20 protein-coding genes are annotated in these 22167 nt (G+C 62.9%); 8 read left to right on the forward strand and 12 right to left on the reverse strand.

What is annotated here, in order from left to right; translation table 11 throughout:
- Positions 1-67: 67 nt before the first annotated feature.
- Positions 68-2521 (reverse strand): glycogen/starch/alpha-glucan phosphorylase, encoded by a 2454-nt coding sequence (locus BUS06_RS36485; protein WP_074269090.1) that lies wholly within the window; start codon positions 2519-2521, stop codon positions 68-70.
- A gap of 335 nt (positions 2522-2856) precedes the next feature.
- Between BUS06_RS36485 and BUS06_RS36490 the strand changes: the two genes are divergently transcribed.
- Both BUS06_RS36490 and BUS06_RS36495 read left to right on the forward strand, forming a co-directional pair.
- Complete coding sequence (locus BUS06_RS36490) at positions 2857-3084, forward strand: hypothetical protein (RefSeq protein WP_074269091.1); 228 nt, start codon at positions 2857-2859, stop codon at positions 3082-3084.
- 337 nt (positions 3085-3421) lie between these two features.
- Positions 3422-4789 (forward strand): MFS transporter, encoded by a 1368-nt coding sequence (locus tag BUS06_RS36495; RefSeq protein WP_083611756.1) that lies wholly within the window; start codon positions 3422-3424, stop codon positions 4787-4789.
- A gap of 93 nt (positions 4790-4882) precedes the next feature.
- Here the strand turns inward: BUS06_RS36495 and ltaE are convergent, their stop codons facing one another.
- From ltaE to BUS06_RS36510, 3 genes are all read right to left on the reverse strand, one after another.
- The gene (gene ltaE, locus BUS06_RS36500) at positions 4883-5890 is read right to left on the reverse strand and encodes a low-specificity L-threonine aldolase (protein ID WP_074269093.1); all 1008 of its coding nucleotides are present in this window, start codon (positions 5888-5890) and stop codon (positions 4883-4885) included.
- A 233-nt stretch (positions 5891-6123) separates the two neighbouring features.
- Positions 6124-6849: a peptidoglycan DD-metalloendopeptidase family protein gene (locus BUS06_RS36505; protein WP_074269094.1), complete on the reverse strand. Its 726-nt coding sequence runs from the start codon at positions 6847-6849 to the stop codon at positions 6124-6126.
- 70 nt (positions 6850-6919) lie between these two features.
- Positions 6920-7231 carry a cupin domain-containing protein gene (locus tag BUS06_RS36510; RefSeq protein ID WP_074269516.1) on the reverse strand — a complete coding sequence of 104 codons (312 nt, stop codon included), beginning with the start codon at positions 7229-7231 and terminating at the stop codon, positions 6920-6922.
- 266 nt (positions 7232-7497) lie between these two features.
- Here BUS06_RS36510 and BUS06_RS36515 point away from each other — a divergent pair, with 266 nt between their 5' ends.
- Together BUS06_RS36515 and BUS06_RS36520 are read left to right on the forward strand one after the other, a co-directional pair.
- The gene (locus tag BUS06_RS36515) at positions 7498-7818 is read left to right on the forward strand and encodes a hypothetical protein (RefSeq protein ID WP_074269095.1); all 321 of its coding nucleotides are present in this window, start codon (positions 7498-7500) and stop codon (positions 7816-7818) included.
- A gap of 139 nt (positions 7819-7957) precedes the next feature.
- Positions 7958-8695 carry a DUF2968 domain-containing protein gene (locus tag BUS06_RS36520; protein ID WP_074269096.1) on the forward strand — a complete coding sequence of 246 codons (738 nt, stop codon included), beginning with the start codon at positions 7958-7960 and terminating at the stop codon, positions 8693-8695.
- 98 nt (positions 8696-8793) lie between these two features.
- Here BUS06_RS36520 and gndA read toward each other — a convergent pair whose 3' ends face one another.
- The 7 genes from gndA to BUS06_RS36555 form a co-directional block, all read right to left on the reverse strand.
- The gene (gene gndA / locus BUS06_RS36525; RefSeq protein WP_074269097.1) at positions 8794-10203 is read right to left on the reverse strand and encodes an NADP-dependent phosphogluconate dehydrogenase; all 1410 of its coding nucleotides are present in this window, start codon (positions 10201-10203) and stop codon (positions 8794-8796) included.
- Between the two features lie 118 nt (positions 10204-10321).
- Positions 10322-10957, reverse strand: a complete 636-nt coding sequence (locus BUS06_RS36530; protein WP_074269098.1) for a DUF938 domain-containing protein — start codon at positions 10955-10957, stop codon at positions 10322-10324.
- 13 nt (positions 10958-10970) lie between these two features.
- Complete coding sequence (locus tag BUS06_RS36535) at positions 10971-11576, reverse strand: pyridoxamine 5'-phosphate oxidase family protein (RefSeq protein WP_074269099.1); 606 nt, start codon at positions 11574-11576, stop codon at positions 10971-10973.
- 293 nt (positions 11577-11869) lie between these two features.
- Positions 11870-12727 (reverse strand): NAD-dependent protein deacetylase, encoded by an 858-nt coding sequence (locus BUS06_RS36540; RefSeq protein WP_074269100.1) that lies wholly within the window; start codon positions 12725-12727, stop codon positions 11870-11872.
- Complete coding sequence (locus tag BUS06_RS36545) at positions 12724-12957, reverse strand: oxidoreductase-like domain-containing protein (RefSeq protein ID WP_254369061.1); 234 nt, start codon at positions 12955-12957, stop codon at positions 12724-12726. The genes BUS06_RS36540 and BUS06_RS36545 overlap by 4 nt, the downstream gene beginning before the upstream one ends.
- Before the next feature lie 92 nt (positions 12958-13049).
- Complete coding sequence (locus BUS06_RS36550) at positions 13050-13808, reverse strand: SDR family oxidoreductase (protein WP_074269101.1); 759 nt, start codon at positions 13806-13808, stop codon at positions 13050-13052.
- A 96-nt stretch (positions 13809-13904) separates the two neighbouring features.
- Positions 13905-15878, reverse strand: a complete 1974-nt coding sequence (locus BUS06_RS36555) for an APC family permease (protein WP_074269102.1) — start codon at positions 15876-15878, stop codon at positions 13905-13907.
- 374 nt (positions 15879-16252) lie between these two features.
- Between BUS06_RS36555 and BUS06_RS36560 the strand changes: the two genes are divergently transcribed.
- From BUS06_RS36560 to BUS06_RS36575, 4 genes are read left to right on the forward strand one after another with little or no spacing between them, the layout of a single operon-like run.
- Complete coding sequence (locus tag BUS06_RS36560) at positions 16253-18604, forward strand: TonB-dependent receptor (protein ID WP_074269103.1); 2352 nt, start codon at positions 16253-16255, stop codon at positions 18602-18604.
- 52 nt (positions 18605-18656) lie between these two features.
- Complete coding sequence (locus BUS06_RS36565; RefSeq protein WP_074269104.1) at positions 18657-19262, forward strand: MotA/TolQ/ExbB proton channel family protein; 606 nt, start codon at positions 18657-18659, stop codon at positions 19260-19262.
- Positions 19259-19657, forward strand: coding sequence for an ExbD/TolR family protein (locus BUS06_RS36570; protein ID WP_074269105.1), 399 nt, complete (start codon positions 19259-19261; stop codon positions 19655-19657). The genes BUS06_RS36565 and BUS06_RS36570 overlap by 4 nt, the downstream gene beginning before the upstream one ends.
- Before the next feature lie 4 nt (positions 19658-19661).
- Positions 19662-20432, forward strand: coding sequence for an energy transducer TonB (locus BUS06_RS36575; RefSeq protein ID WP_074269518.1), 771 nt, complete (start codon positions 19662-19664; stop codon positions 20430-20432).
- Positions 20433-20466: 34 nt separating this feature from the next.
- Here the strand turns inward: BUS06_RS36575 and BUS06_RS36580 are convergent, their stop codons facing one another.
- Entirely contained in the window at positions 20467-21876 is a 1410-nt protein-coding gene (locus tag BUS06_RS36580) for a DUF2252 domain-containing protein (RefSeq protein WP_074269106.1), read from the reverse strand.
- Between the last annotated feature and the right edge of the window lie 291 nt (positions 21877-22167).

Here is a 22167-nt window from a genome sequence, read left to right on the forward strand (position 1 = left end):
CGCGTCTTTTAACAACAGTTCAGTTCACGCTGTGCCGCACACATCCTCGCGGCACAGCGCTGACTCATTACGACATATCTAGCGGCTTCACATGCCAGATCTCCCGTGCATACTCGCCGATCGTACGGTCAGACGAGAACTGCCCCATGCCGGCCACGTTCTCGATCGCGCTTTCGGTCCATGCGCGCGGGTTGCGGAAGCGTTCATCCACTTCCTTCTGGGCCTCGGCAAACGCCGCGAAGTCCGCCAGGACCATGTAGTGATCGCCCCAATCCACTAGCGTATGGAAGATGTCCGAGAAGCGCAGCGGATCGTCGGGCGAGAAAAAGCCCGTGCGAATCTGGTCGAGCGCCATGCGCAGTTCGGGGTTTTCCTCATATAGCTGACGCGGTCTGTAACCCGCTGCGCGCAGGTTGTCCACCTCGTCGGCCGTATGACCGAAGATGAAGATATTCCCCCGCCCAACCGCATCGCAAATCTCGATGTTGGCGCCATCCATCGTGCCGATCGTCAGCGCGCCGTTGAGCGCCAGCTTCATGTTGCCGGTACCCGATGCCTCCGTACCCGCCATCGAAATCTGCTCAGACAGATCCGCAGCCGGAATGATCAGTTCCGCGACGCTCACGCCATAGTTCGGCACGAACACCACCTTCAGGCGATCGCCGATCAAAGGATCATGGTTGACCTTCTCGCTGACATCGCCGATCAGCTTGATGATGGTCTTCGCCATCCGGTAGGCCGAGGCCGCCTTGCCCGCAAACATCACGACGCGCGGCACCCAGTCAAGCTCAGGATTCGCGCGAATCTGGTTGTAACGCACGATCACATGCAGCACGTTCAGAAGCTGCCGCTTGTATTCATGGATACGCTTCACCTGCAGATCGAACAATGCATTCGGATCGAACGAGATTTTCGTATGGTGGGCCAGGTGATGCGCAAGGCGCAGCTTGTTCTGCCGCTTCGCTTCGCGAAACGCGTCGACAAACGCGCTGTCGTTGCGCAAATCGCGCAGCCTCTCGAGCTCGAACAGATCACGGCGCCAGTGGGTACCAATCTGCTCGTCGATCAGCGACGACAACGACGGGCTCGCCTGCGCCAGCCAGCGCCGCGGCGTGATGCCGTTGGTCACGTTGGTAAAGCGTTCCGGGTAGATGCGCGCGAAGTCGGCGAAGATATCGCGCGTCATCAGTTGCGAGTGCAGCTTCGAGACGCCGTTGACCTTCTGGCTCGCCACAATTGCGAGATAAGCCATCCGCACGCGCCGCTGGCCGTATTCGTCCACCAGTGAAATGCGCCGGATCATTTCGGCATCGTGGCCGGACTGTTCGCTCACATGCTTGAGGAACTGCGCATTGATCTCGAAGATAATTTCGAGATGGCGCGGCAACAGACGCGCCAGCGTCTCGACATCCCACGTCTCCAGCGCTTCGGGCATCAGCGTGTGGTTGGTGTACGAGAACATCTGCTGGATTTGCCCCCACGCCTTGTCCCAGGGCACGTGATGCACGTCGATCAGCAGGCGCATCAGCTCGGGAATCGCCAGCACCGGGTGGGTGTCGTTCAGATGCACCGCGACCTTTTCGGCGAAGCGGCCAAAGGTGCTATGCGTGCGCTGATAGCGGCGAATCAGATCCTGCATCGTCGCCGAGACGAAGAAATACTCCTGCCGCAAGCGCAGTTCGCGGCCCGCTGGTGTGGAGTCGTCCGGGTAAAGCAGGCGCGAAACGTTCTCCGACATCGTCTTCGCGTCGACGGCGCTGCGGTAATCGCCACGGTTGAACGCTGACAGATCGAGCTCTTCCGACGCCCGCGCGGACCACAAGCGTAGCGTGTTCGTCGCACTCGTTGCGTAGCCAGGGATGACCGTGTCATACGCCATCGCGTTGACATGCTGGGTATCGATCCATTCGACGTAGTCGCCGCGCTGTACCGTGCGGCCGCCGAAGTGAACCAGATACTGGATCTCGGAGCGCGGAAATTCCCACGGGTTACCCGCGCGCAGCCAGTAGTCCGGCGCTTCCACCTGCTCGCCGTTGACGATCTGCTGACGGAACATGCCGTACTCGTAGCGAATGCCGTAGCCGAAGCCGGGGATGCCGAGCGTCGCCATCGAATCAAGGAAGCAGGCTGCCAGACGGCCAAGGCCGCCGTTGCCGAGCGCCGCGTCCGGCTCCATCTCGATCAACGCTTCCATGTCGACGCCGAGGCCCGCGAGCGCTTCGCGCATCGGCTCGTAGATGCCGAGCGCGAGCAGCGCATTGGTGAACGTGCGGCCGATCAGGAATTCCATCGACAGGTAATACACGCGCTTCACATCCTGCTCGTACTGCAGGCGCGTGGTCTTCATCCAGCGGGCGACCAGCCGGTCGCGCACCGCAAGCGCAGCGGCGTGCAGCCAGTCATGAGGACGCGCAGTGACGGCGTCCTTACCGACGCCGTACATCATGCGGTTTGAAATTGAGCGCCGTAGCGCATCGACAGTGCTGTTGAGCTGGTCGAACTCCAGATCCACGGCTGTCATTGAGGCCTCCGGTAAGTGCTGCGACACAGCACACGCAAACCGCACAGATGACGGACGGGAGGCGCGTGCCGGTCAGGCGGGTAAATATGCAGAGTAGGACATTTCCGTCATCCCGTCACCGGGACACCGGGCCACCGGTGTTGCACGCAACATGCCTGCTGCGACTGCTGAAGCCGCGCAAGAGCAAGTTAAGCACACATACGGTGCAAGCGCGCCTCAATCGACTGGCCTGCCTGCACTAGTATGGAGGAAGAAGAAGGCAGGTCCACGACGGCATGGCCAGCGCAGGCATGCACCGCGCCCGCTCTCTTCATCCTGCTACAACGGAGGTCGAGATGAACGCACAATCCATGCTCGGAATGTTCCACGCCCAGGAACTGCTGCTGGTCTCGCTGATTCGGGCACTTCCTCCGGAGACACGGCGCCAGATCGCCGACGAATTCCAGCAGCAGGTTGAACTGGCCGAAGCGCCGCATTTGAGCTCGGGGCATGAGCGAGATACGACTGAGGCATTCAAGGCGCATATTCGCAAGCTGTCGATTTTGCTGGCTTCTTTCGCTTAAGGCTTACGGAAGTCATAAGCGCCAGTGCTTGTAGTCGCTGTGCTGGCTTGACCGTTAGTTGCGTTTCACTGCCAAGTTTGCCATTCCGTAAAGAGCGTCACCCTGCGTATCTGCCAGCAGGATTTTGCCGGCTCTGTAACAATCTGCTCATCCGCAGCGTGTCGGCGCATCGCATCAGTCAAGCGCCCGCGCGCCCCTTTGATCTGCGCGGTTGCATCGGTCCCGGAAGGCGAGCGCTTCATCGCCTCGCGCCTGCCCGCTCGCCACCCGAACAGCCTGTCCCTCGTCCGTGAACACACCGCTTTCCCCCGACTACGCCCCGCCTGGCGACGCGCCGATGTCCGCCAGCAACCGCCGCGCGATGGCGGCGCTCATGTTGGCCGTCGCGCTCGCCACGCTCGATACGGCGATCGCCAATACCGCGCTGCCGGCTATCGCCGCCGACCTGCACGCGGCGCCCGCGGCATCGGTCTGGATCATCAATGCCTATCAGCTCGCGGTAGTCGCGACCCTGCTGCCACTTGCGGCGCTCGGCGACATCATTGGCCATCGGCGGATCTATCTCAGTGGGATCGCCGTGTTCACCGTTGCGTCGCTCGCCTGCTCGCTGTCGGGCACGCTGCCGCTGCTCGCTGCGGCGCGGGTGTTGCAGGGCCTGGGCGCTAGCGCGATCATGAGCGTCAACGCCGCGCTGATTCGCGATCTATACCCGCCCCACCGGCTCGGGCGCGGGCTCGGATTGAACGCGCTAGTGGTCGGCGTGTCGTTCGCGGTGGGGCCGACGGTGGCCTCGCTGATCCTCTCGCTCGGCACGTGGCCGTGGCTGTTCGCCGTCAACATTCCGCTTGGGATCGGCGCGCTGGTGTTCGCGATGCCGGCCCTGCCCCATACCACGCGCGGCACTCACAATTTCGACAGGGTCGCCGCCGTCCTGAACGTGATCACGTTTGCCGCGTTGATCTTCGCTCTTGGCGAAGCCGCGCAGCGTGAGCCGCTGCAATATGTGCTGATTGCTGCGGCGGTTGCCGTCGTGTTCGGTTTGCTGTTGATGAAGCGTGAAGCCGGCCACCCGGCGCCGATGCTGCCCGTCGATCTGTTCAAGCTGCCGGTGTTCGCGCTATCGGCGGTGACCGCGATCTGTTCATTCGCCGCTCAAGGGCTGGCGTTCGTCTCTCTACCGTTCTATTTCGAAGACGTGCTGCATCGCACCCAGGTCGAGACCGGCTTCCTGATGACGCCCTGGCCTGTGGTCGTTGCGCTCGCTGCGCCGTTCGCCGGACGCCTGTCGGATCGTTATCCCCCCGGTCTGCTGGGCGCGATCGGGCTGGCGGTGCTGTCTGCGGGCATGGCCTCGCTTGCGCTTTTGCCGGCGCATCCGCAGGTGCTCGATATCGGCATCCGGATGGCGGTGTGCGGAGCGGGCTTCGGCTTTTTCCAGTCGCCGAACCTGAAGGCATTGATGGCGAGCGCCCCGCCCGAGCGCAGCGGCGGCGCGAGCGGCATCATCGCCACCGCGCGCCTGCTGGGTCAGACGACGGGTGCCGCGCTGGTGGCGCTGAGCTTTGGGATCGCCGGGCGCCATGGGCCGACGCTGGCATTGTCGGCGGGTGCGGTGTTTGCCGGCGCGGCGAGTATCGCCAGTGGCTTGCGGCTGTTCGCACCGTCGCATCGTGCGTCGGGGCGTGCGCAGACGTCGGCGAAGTAACGGTGGCGATAGCCGTGCGAAGTATTGGATAAGCGGTCGCCGTGGAGCGAGCGGCGGTCGCCGTGGAACGAGCGGCGGTCGCCGTTCGGCCTTTCAATGCGCCGCGAAATATCCCTTCACTGCGGCGAGGAAGGTGTCGATATCCGCACGCGACACGTCCATATGCGTGACGAAACGCGACGCGTACAGCATCTGGGTCAGGATGCCGCGCTCCTTCAGCCACGCTTCGAGCGGCGCACAATGTTGCTTTGGAAACTGCACGAACACCATGTTGGTGGCCTGCGACTGCACCTTGATCTGATCGATCTGCGCGAGACCCGCGGCCAGATGCGCGGCGTTCGCGTGATCCTCGGCGAGGCGCTCGACGTTGTGATCGAGCGCGTACAGGCAGGCCGCCGCCAGAATGCCCGCCTGGCGCATGCCGCCACCGAGCACCTTGCGCCAACGGTGAGCGCTCTCCAGCAGCGCCTTGCTGCCGACCAGCACCGACCCCACCGGCGTCCCCAGTCCTTTTGAGAAGCAGATCGAAACCGAATCGAACGGCGCGCACAGCGCTGTCAGCGGCTTGCCCGACGCAACCGCCGCGTTGAAGACACGCGCGCCGTCGAGATGGGTCGCCAGCTTGTGCTCACGCGCGAGTTGCACCGCTTCGGCCACATAACCCGCCAGCAGCACCTTGCCGCCGATCGTGTTCTCCAGCGCCAGCAACCGCGTGCGCGCAAAGTGATCGTCGATAGGTTTGATGGCGGCCACGATCTTGTCGAGCGGCAGCGAGCCGTCTGCGGCATTTTCGATCGGCTGCGGCTGGATGCTGCCGAGCACCGCTGCGCCGCCGCCTTCGTATTTGTAGGTGTGGGCCGCCTGACCGACGATGTATTCATCGCCACGTCCGCAATGCGCCATCAACGCGGCCAGGTTGCTCTGTGTGCCGCTCGGAAAGAACAGGCCCGCTTCCTTGCCGGTGCGCTCGGCCACAGCGGCTTGCAGACGCAACACGGTCGGGTCGTCGCCCCATACGTCGTCTCCAACTTCGGCGGACATCATGGCCGCCAGCATCGCCTGACTCGGACGGGTGACGGTATCGCTGCGCAAATCGATCATGTGGAATTCCTGTGTGAGGGCGCCATGGCCCGCGCCAATTTCGGCTCGCGCCCGGCCTGGGCGACGACGTGATAATCGACCAGTGTATTCAATTATGGAGGCGCTGAAAACCGGTCGAAAACAGCGCATGGCTCACAGACAAATTGCAAGCGGCGTTTAAGGCGCGATGGCAAGCGGACGAGCCACGCGCGCTATGGTTGACGCCCGCTTCCTACGCCACTAACGACCGCGCACTAACCGCCCGTCTTCGGCAACCAGTTCAGCGGATCGACTGGATGTCCGTCCTGACGCACCTCGAACTGGATCGAGCCGATGCCCCGGCTATCCGCCCCCACCTCGCCGATGGTCTGCCCTTGCGTGACAGCATCGCCTTCCTTGACCAGCAACGTGCTGTTCTGGCCATACGCCGTAATCAGCGAGTCGCTGTGCTTGATGATGATCAACGGCCCATATGCTTCGATGCCGGTGCCCGCGTACACGACCCGTCCCGCGGCGGCCGCCTTGACCGGATCGCCGATCCTGCCGCCAATCACGATACCCTTGGTGCTACCCGGCATGAACGGTCTGAGCACGGGTCCACGCAGCGGCCACACCAGTTGCCCCTGCTGCGCCACTGCACCCGAGCCTGGCGCCGGGTTCCCCGGCACCGGCGGCGGCGGCGACACGCGCAGCACCTGACCCACCGTCACGCTGGCGTTGGGCTGAAGGCCGTTCCAGCGCGCCAGATCCTGTGGACGTTGTCCATAAGCGGCAGCAATGCCCGGCAGCGTGTCGCCAGGATTCACGCGATAGTAGCCGGCGGCCACCGCCCCGGTTGGCGCGCCGTTGGTCTGGTACCCCCCCGAAGTATTGTCGTAGGATGTTCCGCCCCACGGCATCGTCGTGCAACCACTGAGCGCGGCCGCGATGGAAACAGCAATCAGAACCTGTGTAGCTGCACGTTGCGACTTTTCTGTCATCTGATAATCCTCGGCACGTGAGTCAATCAATCTTCAAGCGTCGGCGTGACAAACATGAGGCCCGCCAACGTCAAACGCTACCCTCGGACTCGACCACGAGAATGCGCGCCTCGCCCACCGGATGCGCAACGTGTTCGGTCCCGACCGATGCGTAGAAGACATCGCCTGTCTCCAGCATCGCCGAGCGCTCCTCGCCCGCTTCGCGGTAACGCATCTCAACCCGGCCGTCCAGAACGGCGAAGACCTCCTCGCCGTCGTTGACGTGCCATTTGTACGGCTGATCCGTCCAGTGCAACCGCGTGGTGATGCCACGCATGTTGGCGATATCGAGTGCGCCCCATGGGCGCTCAGCCGTAAATGTCCTGCTGCGGATAATCTTCATGATGGATATGCCAACCGGATAGCCCACGCAGACCGTGTGCCACACGGCATGCTGCACTGCACATAAAACGGTCCTCAGGGGAGAATCCGCACGCACCATTATAGGGTGCGCAGCCTGCCGGCCACGCTGCAGAACGTTGTCCAGAGCGGGCGAGAATTCGTGTGAGCATTGAATCCCTCCCCGCCTCGCCTATACTGGGTCTTGCTGACGCAACGCACAGCAGGCGAACCGCTCGCCGCCATGTACAGTCCGTGAGGAGCTCGGGGATGAACAAAGCCACGTTTCTGGCCGTGCAGTTAAACGTCGAAGATGTTGCGACATCCCCGGGTCTGGTCGAGCTGCTCAATACTCACCTTGTGTTCGCAGCGGACGTCGCCGAAGCGGCGGATGCCCTGGTGCAACTGGCCAGCATCGCGCGTCTGTCGAGCGGCGTCGAGGCCAGCGTCGAGCTTCCTGCCGTCGCGCTGGAGCGACTGCGCGAAGCGCTCGACAACCTGAGCGGCTACGACGAGTCGTGGCTTCTCGCGCTCGAACCCAGCAGCGAGCTGTTCGGCGATCTCGCGCGCCGGCAGCGCACGCTGCACTGAGTCGCACTGCTGCGGGCTGGCGGCTTCTGGCCGCTGCGCCCCTCCGTTTTCGTTCACCGCACGCACCGCCTGGTAGCCCGGCATGCTGCACTGTCGGCGCCGCCTCGCGGTTTCGGGCGAGTCACTTTGAGGAACTGCCGTGAAAAGTCTCCTGAACCGACGCAGTGCACTGCTCGCCACTGGCCCATCCCACCTTGTCCAGGTGGCCCACGACAACACCACCTCGTCAGGCGACGAGCCAGCGGCAAGCGTCAGCAGTTCGTCCAGCCCGTACGCTTCGACACCTGCCGAGCCACCGCGGCCTGTCACGACCTTAAGGCCCGTTCCGGTCGTACCCTCCCAGACAAGCGGCCGGCCAGTACAAATGGCCGACAGCGCGGAAATCGAATGGCTAGCCGAGGAAGAAGCCTTAACGCCGTTCCGGGTGTTCCGAAGTTTCGACTACTCGGTGAGCCTGTTGTTCCATGCGCGCGAGCTGGCCTATTACGTGGCGCTGTATCAGAACGGCACCCTCTGGCGTGCGCTGAAAGCCGCGGACCTGGATGCCGCCGAGGCCGCTTTCCATCATTTCGAAGAACAGGCCACGCGTCTCTCGGAGGGCGAGACACGTCGTGCGCAACTGGCTGCGCAGAACGAACAGCTCGCACGGATGATCGCGGAATCTGAAGCCCAGGCTGAACGCCTGCGCTGCGATTTGCAGCGCAATAGCGTGCAGGAGCAGGCAGTGTCGGGGCGGATGCATCAGGTGCGCAAGGAGGTCGCGCAACTGGAGGCGCAGCGCGTCGCCGCGCAGGCGCAATTGAACAAGGCACACCGGCAGATTCATCAACTCAATCTGACCAGCAATGAAGGCGTGCCGCATCTGCCGGGCCGTTGACTGGCAAACAGCCCGGGCCGCCCCTTAACAGGGCGCCCGGGCTGTTGGGCGCAGCAGATGTCCAGGTCCGGCGGCGCCGGAGTCCTACATCGTAACGATCAGGACCAGTTGGCGTGGAAGCTGCCCGGCTTGTCGACGCGCTCGAAGGTATGCGCGCCGAAGAAGTCGCGTTGAGCCTGCACGAGGTTGGCCGGCAGACGCTCGGAGCGATAGGCATCGAAGTACGCCACCGCCGATGCAAACGTCGGCACCGGCACGCCTGCCTTCACCGCAGCGATCACCACGTCACGCAACGCACCCTGATAGTTCGAAGCGATGTCGTTGAAGTACGGGTCGAGCAGCAGGTTGGCGATCGCCTTGTCCTTCGAATACGCGTCCGTGATCTTCTGCAGGAAGCGGGCGCGGATGATACAGCCCGCGCGGAAGATCTTCGCGATCGTGCCGAAGTCCAGATCCCATTTGTACTCTTCCGAAGCCGCCCGCAATTGCGCGAAGCCCTGCGCGTACGAGATCACCTTGCTGAAGTAGAGCGCGCGGCGCACCGATTCGATGAAAGCGGCACGATCGCCGTCGAACGCCTTGGGTTCCGGTCCCTTGATGACCTTGCTCGCGGCGACACGCTCGGTCTTAAGCGACGACAGCACGCGCGCAAACACCGACTCGGTGATCAGCGGCAGCGGCACGCCGAGATCCAGCGCGTTCTGGCTCGTCCACTTGCCGGTGCCCTTTTGCGCGGCGCGGTCGAGGATCACGTCCACCAGATCCTTACCGGTCTCGTCGTCCTTCTTGTTGAAGATCTTCGAGGTGATTTCCATCAGGTAGCTGTCGAGCTCGCCCTTGTTCCACTCGGTGTAGACCTCGCCCAGTTCCTTGTTCGACAGACCCACCACCTGCTTCAGCACCGAATAGCTTTCGGCGATCAGTTGCATGTCGCCGTATTCGATGCCGTTGTGCACCATTTTCACGAAGTGACCCGCGCCGTCCGGGCCCATGTACGCCACGCACGGCTCGCCATCCGGCGCCTTGGCGGCGATTTCCGTGAGGATCGGTGCAACCAGGTCGTACGCGTCGCGCTGGCCACCCGGCATGATCGACGGACCTTTCAGCGCGCCTTCTTCACCGCCCGAGACGCCCGTGCCGATGAAATGCAGGCCGGCCTTGGCCAGTTCCTGATTGCGGCGAATCGTGTCGGTGAAATGCGTGTTGCCGCCATCGATCAGAATGTCGCCCTTGTCCAGCAGCGGTTTGAGCGAGGCGATCGTGTCGTCGGTGCCTGCGCCCGCCTTGACCATCATCAGAATGCGGCGCGGCTTTTCCAGCGACTCGACGAACTCTTCGAGCGTGTAAGTCGGCACCAGCTTGCGATCGGGATATTCTGCGATCAGTTCATCGGTTTTCTCACGGCTGCGGTTAAAGACGGACACCGCATGACCGCGGCTTTCGATGTTGAGTGCCAGATTGCGGCCCATGACCGCTAGCCCCACTACGCCGATTGCCTGTTTGCCCATTTGAATTCTCCAGATTCCGAATTGTCGAGACGCCGCGCCCAAAATGCCGCCGACGGGGCGTCGAGGATGAAAGCATAAAAGAAATGGCCGATTGCCGCTCGTTAGTGCGCTTCCCGGTTCAGATTCGAGTCGCGCCCTGGCGTTTCGTGAACACCAGACTGAAATTGTTGGCAGGCATCGCAATAGGCTCGCTACAGACGAACCCCTGCGCTTCGCCGAGCGCCACCACCGCCTCCATGTTGCGCACGCCGAACGCGGGATTGCGGTTGCGCAACTGCTGATCGAAAGTTTCGTTGCTGGGCGCGGTGTGCGCCCCGTGACGCCGGTACGGCCCGTATAGATACATTACACCGCCGCTGCCCAGCAAGCGGGCCGCTCCGTCGAATAACGCCTGGGTGGCAGTCCATGGCGAAATATGAATCATGTTGATGCAGATCAACGCTTGCGCCGAATCGATACCCCACGGGCCGTGCTCGACGTCCAATGCGAGCGGCGCCCGGATATTCGTCAGACCGGTATGAGCGGTCCACGCAGCAATCGACGCGCGCGAGCCGGCGTCGGGATCGCTCGGTTGCCAGACGAGGTCGGGAAGCGCCGCCGCGAAATGCGTTACGTGCTGGCCGCTGCCGCTGGCGATCTCAAGCACGAGGCCGCTCGCCGGCAACACCTGCCGCAGGACGGCGAGGATCGGATCGCGATTGCGTTCGGCAGCGGGGGCGTGCTGACGTGCGTCGGAAGTGGATGGGTTGCTCATTGGGTGCAGGATCTTAGTACAGGGTCGTACGCACTCTTTCGGCCAGTTCGAGATCGTAGGCGAGTGCGTCGAAAGTTTGGCCGTTGATACGCCGGTGAATCGCGCCGGCGCTCGGCAGGCGCGAGCGCTCCACATGGCGCTCCGGATCCCACAGTCTGGAGCGAACGAGCGCCTTCGAACAATGGAAATACACGGCGTCGACGTCGACCAGCAGCACGGTGCGCGGAAGCTTCCCTTCGACTGCGAAGCTTTCGAGCAGCGCCGCGTCATCGGAAATACGCCCGCGGCCGTTGACCCGCAAGGTCTCGCCGACGCCCGGCACGACGAACAGCAGCGCGAGACGCGGCTCGACGATGATGTTACGCAGACTGTCGATACGGTTGTTGCCGGGACGATCGGGAATCGCCAGTGTCCGTTCGTCGATGATGCGTACGAAACCGGCCGCGTCGCCGCGCGGCGAGCAGTCGAGCCCCTCCGGCCCGGCGGTGGCCAGCACGACAAACGGCGCGAACTCGATAAATGCGCGGTAGTCCTCGTTGACGTAGGGAATCTCTTTGCGCACCGCGCGCTCGTGCGGCTGGCCGTAGATCGTCTCGAGTTGTTCGATGGTCGTCAGCATGGGCGTTCCTGTGTCGAACAGAGTTAGTGCTTTGGCTGTCGGCCAGAATTCGCGCTTTAGCGCGCTACTCTGGCCCATGCGAAGCTCTTCCTCTGGTTTCGTGCAAAGCGGGTTCGTCGCGGACGTTCGCACAGCGAGACACCTGCGGCGCGGCAAACGGCTTTCCATTATCGACGATCCGGGGGCGATTCGGGCATGCTTTGGGCCTGATCGAGGTGCAATCGAGGTCCAATCGAGGCGCAATCTGGGCCATATCCGGGCTCCATCCGGACAAAGGACCGCCGGTAGGCGCCTCAGTCGAGCGCGAGACGCGCAGCCAGCGCGGTCAGGGTCTCCGCGCACGGCGCTGCGACTTTCAGCGCCAGCAACGGATCGGCGCGCGTGCGGCCCAGATTGATCGCGGCAATCGGCTTGCCCATCTTTTGCGCCCAGACACAGAAGCGGTAACCCGAATAGACCATCAGCGAAGAACCCACCACCAGCATCGCGTCCGCCGCTTCGAGTGCGCGTGTGGCGTCGTCGACGGTCGCGCGCGGCACGTTCTCGCCGAAGAACACCACCGAAGGCTTCAGTTGGCCCCCGCAATTCGGACATGCCGGAATGCGGAAGCCACCGAGGTCGTGCCATTCGAGGTGAGCGTCGCCGTCGGCGGCGGGTTCGGCGACCACATCGAGCAGCGCCGGGTTGTCGGCTTCGAGCGTCTGCTGGATCGCCGAGCGCGCATGCCGCGTGCCGCAATCGAGACACGTCACCGCGCCGATGCTGCCGTGCAGTTCGATCACGTCACTGCTGCCCGCACGCTGATGCAGCCCGTCGACGTTCTGCGTCACGAGCGTCGGCACGTGTCCGGCGGCTTCTAGCCTTGCAAGCGCACGATGCGCGTCGTTCGGCTTGGCCTGCGCCACCACCGGCCAGCCGATCATGCTGCGGGCCCAGTAACGCTGCCGCGACGCCAGCGAGCCGAGAAATTCCTGCAAGGTGATCGGCGGCGAGCGCTTCCATTCGCCGTTTTCGTCGCGATAGCCGGGAATCCCGGAATCGGTACTGATGCCCGCGCCCGACAGCACGAACAGACGCGGATGACGCTGCACGAAGTCATGCAGATCGTCGAGCGCGGGCGTTTCGATGAGGGCGGGCTGGAGATCGGTCATGAGCGGCTTTTCGGCTGGCAAGGTTTGAGCGGCTGCCGAGCCTGCCATTCGGCAAGCGCCGCCTGATACCGGTCAAAGGCGTCGTCGTACAGATCGAAGACACAGGGGCTGCAGCCGCTATGACAGCAATCGTCGAGGTCGGGACGCACAGGCGGGACCGGGGGCGGATCGTCGAGCGGGTCGTTCTGCGGCCTGTCGCGCAGTTTGTCCTTCGGCGAAGCTTGAGGCACGGCTGAATCCGGGTGACATGGGATCAAACAGTATAAGTTGATCCGGTGCGTGGCGTGCCGCGGGCCGCGCGTCAGTCATGCTCCACGCTCCCTCACCCGCGCCCGACGAACGGCATCTTGCTCGCCATGATCGTCATGAACTGCACGTTCGCCGACAACGGCAGGTTCGCCATATGCAATACGGCATCGGCAACCAGTTCGACATCCATCAGCGGCTCGATCACGATCTCGCCGTTGGCCTGCGGCACGCCTGTCGCCATCCGCGCGGCCATCTCCGTGGCGGCATTGCCGATGTCGATCTGCCCACAGCAGATGTCGTACTTGCGGCCGTCGAGCGAAACGGATTTCGTCAGACCGGTGATGGCGTGCTTGGTCGACGTATAGGCGATGCTGTTCGGACGCGGAGCATGCGCCGAGATCGAACCGTTGTTGATAATGCGTCCGCCACGCGGGCTCTGCGCTTTCATCATGCCGAAAGCCGCGCGCGTACAAAAAAACACGCCGTTCAGATTGATGTCGACCACCGCGCGCCAGTCTTCGACGCTGAGCTCGTCAATCTCAACCGGTGGTCCACCGCGTCCCGCGTTGTTGAACAGCACGTCGAGGCGTCCATAGCGCTCGCGGATGGCGTCGAACAGCGCGGCGACACTCGTGGGGTCGCTCACGTCGCACGGGACAGCGAGCGCATCCTCGCCGCGTTGCCGCGCCTCGTCGGCTAGCGCATCGAGTGGCGCCTGCCGGCGTCCTGCCAGCACCACGCTGTAACCGTTCTGAAGAAGCCTGCGTGCCGTCGCGAGGCCAATGCCGCTGCCCGCGCCCGTGACCAGCGCGATCTTGTTTGTAGCCGTCACCCCCCGTCTCCCTGGAAATAAGCTGTCCGCCAACGTACCACGTCTGCGCTTTCGGCGGCGGCGAGACGCACCTGTCCGCTTACGCTCACCTGACGCTCACCCGACATTCATCGGCAATAGCACCATCTGTCTGCCTTGCTGATGCAGGCGCGTCTGGATTTCGACGGGGGTCTGGTTATGCAGCCATGCGGTCAGGAAGTTGACCCGCTTGAAGATCAGCTTGCTGGCGAAGCACACGCTGTTCGGAAACTCGTCCATGGTGCTATCGGCCAGCTTCATGAATTCGATCACCGGATGCGTGCCGAAGGCGACGCGATAATCGGCGGCGATGCCATGCTGACGACAAAACCCGACGTAGTACGCCAGCGATGCGGTGATGGTTTGCTGCAAGCGCTGCAGGTTTTCTTCGCCTTCGTAGCTCTTCGCGTCCACCTCGCCCACCGCGAGAAACACGATGTTTTTGAAGTGGCCAGGAAACAGGCGGTTGACCCACAGCAGCGCATGCATACTCGCGCCGCGATGCTTGCCGACCAGCAGGATAGCGGTAGGCAGCGAGGGATCGGGCTCGAGTGGCGCGGCGGCGTCGGAGAGCGCCGGCGGCGCGCCGGAGAACAACGCATCCTCCTTGGCGAGTTGCGCGCGCGTATCGCTGTAGTGGCGTCTGATGAGGAAGCACAGCGCCACCACGGCGCTTGTCACCAGCACGGTCAGCCAACCTCCTGCGGTGAATTTCTCGATCAGCGTGATCACCAGCACCGTGCTCGTCACAGCCAGTCCAAGCGCCGAGAGAGCGAAGTGCCGCACCCAACTCCGGCTTTCGCGACGATGCTTCCACCAGTAAGTGCACAGGCCCAGCAGCGACAAGCTGAAAGTCAGGAACACATTGATGCTGTACAGCACCACGAGGATGTCCACGTTGCCGTGCGTCCACATCAGGATCGCCAGACTCGCAACGCCCATTACGACAATGCCGTTCTGCCGCACGAGGCGCGTCGACAGATCGCGAAAGTGGCGCGGCACCCATGAATCCGCAGCCATGTTCGACAGCACCGCGGGACCATCGAGAAAGCCGGTTTGCGCGCCCACGAGCAACAGACCCGCTTCGAAAGCGAGCACGGCGGCCAGCAAGGCATGACGAGCGAACGCCGAGCCCAGGCCGAGGTGATCGATCACGCTGCCGAACACCACGGCGTTAAGCGTTTGCCCTTCCACTGGCGTTGCATGCCACAGCATGTATAGCAGGATGATGCCGCCCGCCGTAAATGCCAACGAGGTGGCCATGTAGAACATCGTGACCTTGCCCGCCGGCACGCGCGGTTCGGCCAGCATGTTGACGTTGTTGGATACAGCTTCAAGACCGGTGTAGGTGCCGCCGCCCAACGAGAACGCACGCATCAGCAACGCCACGACCACCAGCGGTCCGAGCCCATGCGACATGCTATGCGCTTCGGCCACCGCGTCCGGCACGACCGCGGCCAGATGATTGCCGTGTACGGCGACGCCGTAGACGATCAACCCCAGGTGCAACACTACAAAGCCCATGAAGATCGGCAGCAGGACCATGATGGATTCCCGCATACCGCGAAAGTTGAGACCTGTCATTAGCACGATCAGGATCAGTTCGGTAGCGAGCTTGAACTCCTGTGCACTGACCGGCAGCAGACTGAAAAAAGCATCCACACCGCTTGCCAGCGAGGTCGCTACCGTCAGCACGTAATCGACCAGCAGCGCGGCGCCTGACACGAGTCCTGGGCGCGGTCCCAGCAGCGCCGTGGCGACCCTGTAGCCGCCTCCGCCGGTCGGGAACAGTTCGATGACCTGGTTATAGCCGAGCGCGATGATGAACACCGTCGCCGCAGTGGCGAAGGCCAGCAACAACGCAAGCTGGGTATGCTGGCCAAGTGCGAGAAACGCCTCTTCCGGCCCGTAACACGACGAAGACAAACCGTCGGCACCTAGCCCAACCCAGGCCAGGATCGGCGTAACGGCGATCGCATGACGGGTGCGGGGATCCAGGGGATCGAGCGGTTTGCCGAAGAGCAGTTGCCAGATCCTGTTGACTGCTGTCATGGCGTCTCCCGGCGAGAGTGTCGTCGACCTGCGTTGCATGGAAATGTAGAGCAGTTACGGGTTATCTGCCAGACGGCCTTACCCGTGATGCGACAACGCGTGAGCCGCTCTCGCTGATCGGGTCAAGTCTCGTCGTTGCACGAGATGGCCCTTCCTTTCAACCTGGCTTCGATTTGCTGTCGGATCGCGCAGCAGGTATTTCGATGTGTGCGTTCTTCCCCGCCACAGATTCGAATCCGCGATTGCACAAACAATTTGTTATGTTATAACATCACGAAATTCGCAGACCGGACCCACGCCTGAAACACGGCGCTTACCGCTAAGTACGGCCAGTCCGGCGCGACAAGAGGATCATCCACTCGCACAACAAGAACATGAAACATCACATACTCATCTCGCGTGCCGTGTTGCTGCTGTTTGCGCAGACGGTTTCGCTGCACGCGCTTGCCGCCTCCGCAGGCGCCCCGTTGACCGGTACCGTCACCGATACGCAGGGACACGCGGTCGACAACGCCGCGGTGTCGATTCAGGATGCCGACGGCCACACGCTCGCGCAAACGCACACCGGCCACGACGGCCGTTTCGCGCTGTCCGACGTCCAGCCCGGCACCTACGCGGTCACCGTCAACGCGAAAGGCTTCGGGTCGAATACCAGCATCGCCACCGTCGACGGCAACACGCCTCCCGCGCTGAAAGTCGCGCTCGAAAAAGGCAGCGCAATCGACGTCAATGTTCAGGCGCAGCGCCTCAACGAGGCCCGCAACGGCCTGCAACCGGACGTCGGCGCGAGCGTCTACCGCTTCACGCAAGCGGACATCCAGGCGCTGCCGCAAGGGGACAACACGCCTATCAACCAGGTGTTGCTGCAGGCGCCGGGCGTCGCCAACGATTCGTATGGCCAGCTCCACGTACGCGGCGATCACGCGGACCTGCAATACCGGATCAACGGCATCATCATCCCCGAACCGATCAGCGGCTTTGGGCAGTCGCTCGATACGCACATCGTCGATCAGGTCAACCTCATCACCGGTGCGCTGCCGGCGCAGTACGGCTACAAGACGGCCGGCATCGTCGACATTACGACGAAGTCGGGAGATCTCGGCAACGGCGGCTCCGTCGATGTCTATGGCGGCAGCCATCAGACACTGCAGAGCAGCGCCGACGTCTACGGATCGGAAGGTGCGCTCAGCTATTTCTTCACCGGCTCGCTCGGCGAAAACAACCTCGGCATCGAGGCGCCGACTGCGGACGGTAGTCCGATACACGATCACACGCGCCAAGGTAACGGCTTCGGCTATCTGTCGTACATCATCAATCCGCTCACTCGCGTGACGTTGATGGCGGGCACGGCCGCCAATCAGTTCCAGCTGCCGAACACGCCAGGCCTGCCGACCAATTTCGCGCTCGCCGGCCACGCGACCTTCAACTCCGCCGATCTGAACGAAACGCAGTCGGAGCTGAACAACTTCGGAGTACTAGCGTTGCAGGGCACCAATGGCGGCGCACTCGACTATCAGGTGTCGCTGTTCACGCGCTATACGCGGACCCAGTTCAATCCGGACCCCATCGGCGATCTGATGTTCAACGGGGTGGCCTCGACCGACTTCCGCAGCAACCAGGCCGAGGGCGTGCAGGCCGATACGACGTTCCGGCTCAACGACGCACACACGTTACGTGGCGGCGTGTGGGTCGAGCAGGAGCACGCCGTCTTCAGCGACAATGTTTCCGTGTTCCCCACCGACGCCAACGGCAATCAGAGCTCGGACGTCCCGTTCAACATCAACGACGCGGGTGCCAACACGGGCTATCTGTATAGCGCGTACCTGCAGGACGAATGGAAGCTCAATAGCAAGCTGACGTTGAACTACGGTCTGCGTTACGACGGCATGGACGAGTTTGTGCACGCCAGCCAGTTGAGTCCGCGTATCGGCCTCGTATTCGAGCCGACCAACGCCACCACGCTGCATGCCGGTTATTCGCGCTACTTCACACCACCTGATTTCGAACTGGTCTCTGCTACCACGGTCTCCCGTTTCGTCGGCACGACCAATCAGAGCGAGGTGTCCGCGGACAGCCCGGTGCAGCCCGAGCGCAGCGACTATTTCGACATCGGCGTGACGCAGCGCATCACGCCCGCGTTGACCATCGGCCTCGACGCTTACTACAAGATCGCAAGAAACCTGCTCGACGAAGGACAGTTCGGCACCGCGCTAATCAATACGCCGTTCAACTACCAGTACGGCCGCGTGTATGGGCTCGAATTCACCACCAACTACAAGCAGGGCAACGTCTCCGCGTATCTGAATCTCGCGTATAGCAAGGCCCAGGGCAAGGACGTCGATTCGGCGCAGTTCAACTTCTCCGCGGCCGAACTCGCGTATATCGCCAATAACTGGGTGTTCCTCGACCACGATCAGCGCGTGACCGTGTCGCTCGGTGGTGCCTATGAACTGGGGAGGACCACGTTCACTGCCGACGCGATCGTGGGCAGCGGCTTGCGCAGCGGCTTTGCGAACACCGACAAGCTGCCGTGGTACGGACAGCTCAATCTGGCCGTGATCCAGCATTTCAACGAACCGATCGTCGGCAAGTTCGATGTCCGCCTCGTGGTGATCAATGCAATCAACAGCGTGTATGAACTGCGCGACGGCTCGGGCATCGGTGTCGAAGCTCCGCAATTCGGTCCGCAGCGCGCGATTTACGCCGGCATCACCAAGCTGTTCTGAGAGCGGTGCCGATAGCGCTGACGCCAGTAAAGAAACACGAAGGAGCCTGACCATGAACGACTGGACCAATCTCGCCGACGCGGCACGCCTCGGTGGCTGGGTAATCTATCCGCTGACGGTGCTGGCGATCGTCGCGCTCGCCATCACGCTCGACCGGGCATATGCGTTCTGGCGGTTTGCAAGCATGCCCGGATTGGTGGACCTCACGCAGCTTCCCGGTAGCCTGCCAAAACAGCACGCATTCAGCCGGATTGGCCAGTTGCTGCGCGACCCGCGGACTCCGTTGTGGCGCATCGAAACGCGGGTCGAGGCTGCCGCCGCGCAGATCGAGCGTGATATGAGCCGCGGCTTGTGGCTGCTGGAGACCATCGTGACGGCGGCGCCGCTGCTCGGACTGCTCGGCACGATCGTCGGCATGATGCATTCGTTCAAACTGATCGGCGGCGATGGCCTGGTGAATCCGTCGGGCGTCACCGGCGGCGTCGCGCAGGCGCTGATCGCCACCGCGATTGGCCTTGTCATCGCTCTCGTCGCGCTGTTTGCGTTTAACTTCTTTTCGCGCCGTATCGATCGTCTGATGGACGAACTCGAATCGTTCGCCAACGAGTCGCTCAGCGACCTGCGCCTCGCTAGCGAAAGCGCGGGCCTTCCGTCATGAAACTGCGGCGCTCACGCCGCTCGAAGCGCGGCCGCATCGAAATCATTCCGATGATCGATGTGATGTTCTTTCTGCTGGCGACCTTCATGCTGACCTCGCTGGCCATGCAGCGTCTGGACGCCGTGCGGATCAACCTGCCGCAAGGACGCGCGCAACAGATGACCCAGGACAAGCCGCTGACGCTGTCGGTGAACGAGGCCAATCAGGTATTTATCAATCAGCAGGCCGTGCGGCTCGATCAGGTCACGCCGACGATCGCGCGCCTGTTGCGTCCCGACGCCAACGTGGTGGTCGCCGCCGACGATCACGCGTCGCATGGTGTCGTCGTGCAGGCCATGCTGGCCGCACGCCAGGCTGGAGCCGAGCACTTTCTGGTCGCCGTGCATCGTGAATAGCGGCTTGCAACGGCTATTGGCGCTTGCTGATCGCGAGGACACGCGTTTTGCGGTCGCGTTTGTGCTGGCTGGGATGCTGTGTCTGACGCTACTGGCGCGCTCCGTGGGCTGGCTGACCACCCATGAATCTCCACCGCACACGCATGCGCCGACGACGATCGACATGCGTCTTGTCGAACTTGCGCCACCTCCGGTGCCTGCGCCGCTCACGTCCGTGCAACGAGCCGCACCTGCACAGGCGGCGCCCTCTCCGCCCGTCGCGAAGCGCACCCAGACCACCCCGGCGCCGATAACGCACGCGATCCAGCCGCCGCGTAGTAGTCCAACACAACCAAGGCAACCACCGCAGCCGCACGAAGAGGCGCACTCCCCGATTGAGCCGGCAACACCCGAGCAATCCGCAACGTCAACCACATCCGCGCGGGCAGCACCCGCAGCGGCCACGGCAAGCAACGCTGCCGCGCCGTCGAACAGCACAGCAGCCGCCACGCCCGCGCCGCCATCTGGCAGCACGCAAGCACGCCTGCTATCCCAACCGATGCCGGTACTGCCGGACGACCTGCGGGAGCAGGGTTATCAGGTCACGGCGCTCGCTCACTTCAAGGTACATGCCGACGGCACGTTCGAAGTCGAACTGGTGAAGCCTACGCAAAATCCGCGGCTCAATCAGATTCTGCTGGAAACCTTGCACCGCTGGCGCTTTTTCCCGGCAATGGAAAACGGCCACCCCGTCGAAAGCGATCAGGACGTGCGGGTGCACTTCTCGGTCAGTTGAGCGACGTCACGCCGCTCAACTGAACTGCCAGGGACTACATACGGAAATCCGCCGCCATGTCCTCGTCGCTGCGCGCTTCAAGCTCGCCGTTGCGGCAGGCTTTCATGAAGACGTCGTAGTCTTTCTCGACCTGGTCTGCGTAGGCGAGTGCGTAGTCGGTCAGCGCTTCTCCAAACTGATCGCCGCGGCCGATATAGGCGCTGATTTCAATGGCCTTGCCGCTCGCCTTCGCATGAGCACGCGCCATCACCCAGCCGCACAACTTCGCGTACCCCAGCAGGAGGTCGTTATCGAACAGCTCGATATTCGCCGAGAGCTTCATATCGCGCAGTTGCCGGAAATAGAAATGCCGGCTCGACGGGCCGGTAGCCCACCCGAGGAAGATGTCGCTCGCTGCCTGCAGCACGCGCTGCCCGCGCACGACGCGCTCGCCATCGTGCTGCAAGGTTTGTCCCTTGAAGTATTGGGCGACCACCGACTGGCGCGCTTCCTTGATCTGGAGGAAGAGCGGCTTACCCATATGATCGGTGCTCAGCAGAACCAGACAGCGCGTGCCCACGCTGCCGACGCCCACCACCTTGAACACCAGATCCTGGGCCGTAAAGTGGCTCAGCAGTTCGCGCCGGTCATGCGTCAACGTCTTCAGGTACTCGCCGTACATGGGCCCGATGAGCTTGCGCCAGTCGCCCAGAGTGAACCAGTCGTCTTCAGCCTCGAACATCGTATTGGCGCCGTGCACATGAAATAGCCCGGGCGGCGCGTCACGGATGACCAGATGGTCGCCCACGTGCTCGCACATCTTGTCGAGCATGCTCTCCTGAGTACGCCCAGCCGCCTTCTCCATGCCGCGCCTGACGGTGCGGCGGCGCTCCGGCGTCAACGCGGTTTCGGCCATGTGTTCGAACGTAATGCGCTCGTACCACAGTTCGAGCGCCCCGCATTGCGCATACTGCATCATGCGATCGCGGTATTCGCTGACCGCCGTCATCACCAGTTCGGCGGAGAAGCCGCGGCTCAGGCGCATATGCCTCGCGGCCACCACGAGACTGGCAGTCAGGCGTTTGAGATCCCATTCGAACGGACCGAGCGCCACCTCATCGAAGTCGTTCAGATCGAAGACGAGTTGCCGTTCCGGTGTCGCGAAACCGCCGAAGTTCATCAGATGGCCATCGCCGCAGATCGGCATCACGATGCCCGTGTCGGACGTCCGGCTCAGGTCGTGAGCCTGGATGATCGCACTGCCGCGAAAGAACGTGAAAGGCGAAACGGCCATGCGACCGTAGCGCAATGGCACCAGCTTCTGCACCCGCCCTTCGCTGCTTTGCTTGAGAAGATCGACCGGGTTGCGGTGGACATCGCCAGTCGCGCGATGACTCGAGCGCTTCGAATGTTCGCGCGCTGCCCGGCCGCTGGCCTCCCGTTCCGCGATGGTGCTGGCTTTCATGCTCCGCTCCGGTTATGGTGACTCGCCGCAACCGGCGTGGCTCTCAGTCCACACCGGCTGCCGTGCCGACGCGCCTTAACTGCGAACGCGCCGGATTGCACTATTCATTGTGTTCTTCGAAGATCGCCCCACTGCCACGCCGGCAAGCGCCATTGCGTTGCCGTATTAAATCCTGTGGGCAACGCGGGCGCAAGTGCATTCGCGCCGGATAGCAGAAGGGGCTGGCGCCTCGACCAGGCGCCAGCCCCTTTCTTGCGCGGCCTGGTGCTCTGCCGCGAGAAAACAGCGGAC

Origin of the sequence: Paraburkholderia phenazinium, assembly GCF_900141745.1 — a bacterium.
GTDB classification, from domain to species: domain Bacteria; phylum Pseudomonadota; class Gammaproteobacteria; order Burkholderiales; family Burkholderiaceae; genus Paraburkholderia; species Paraburkholderia phenazinium_B.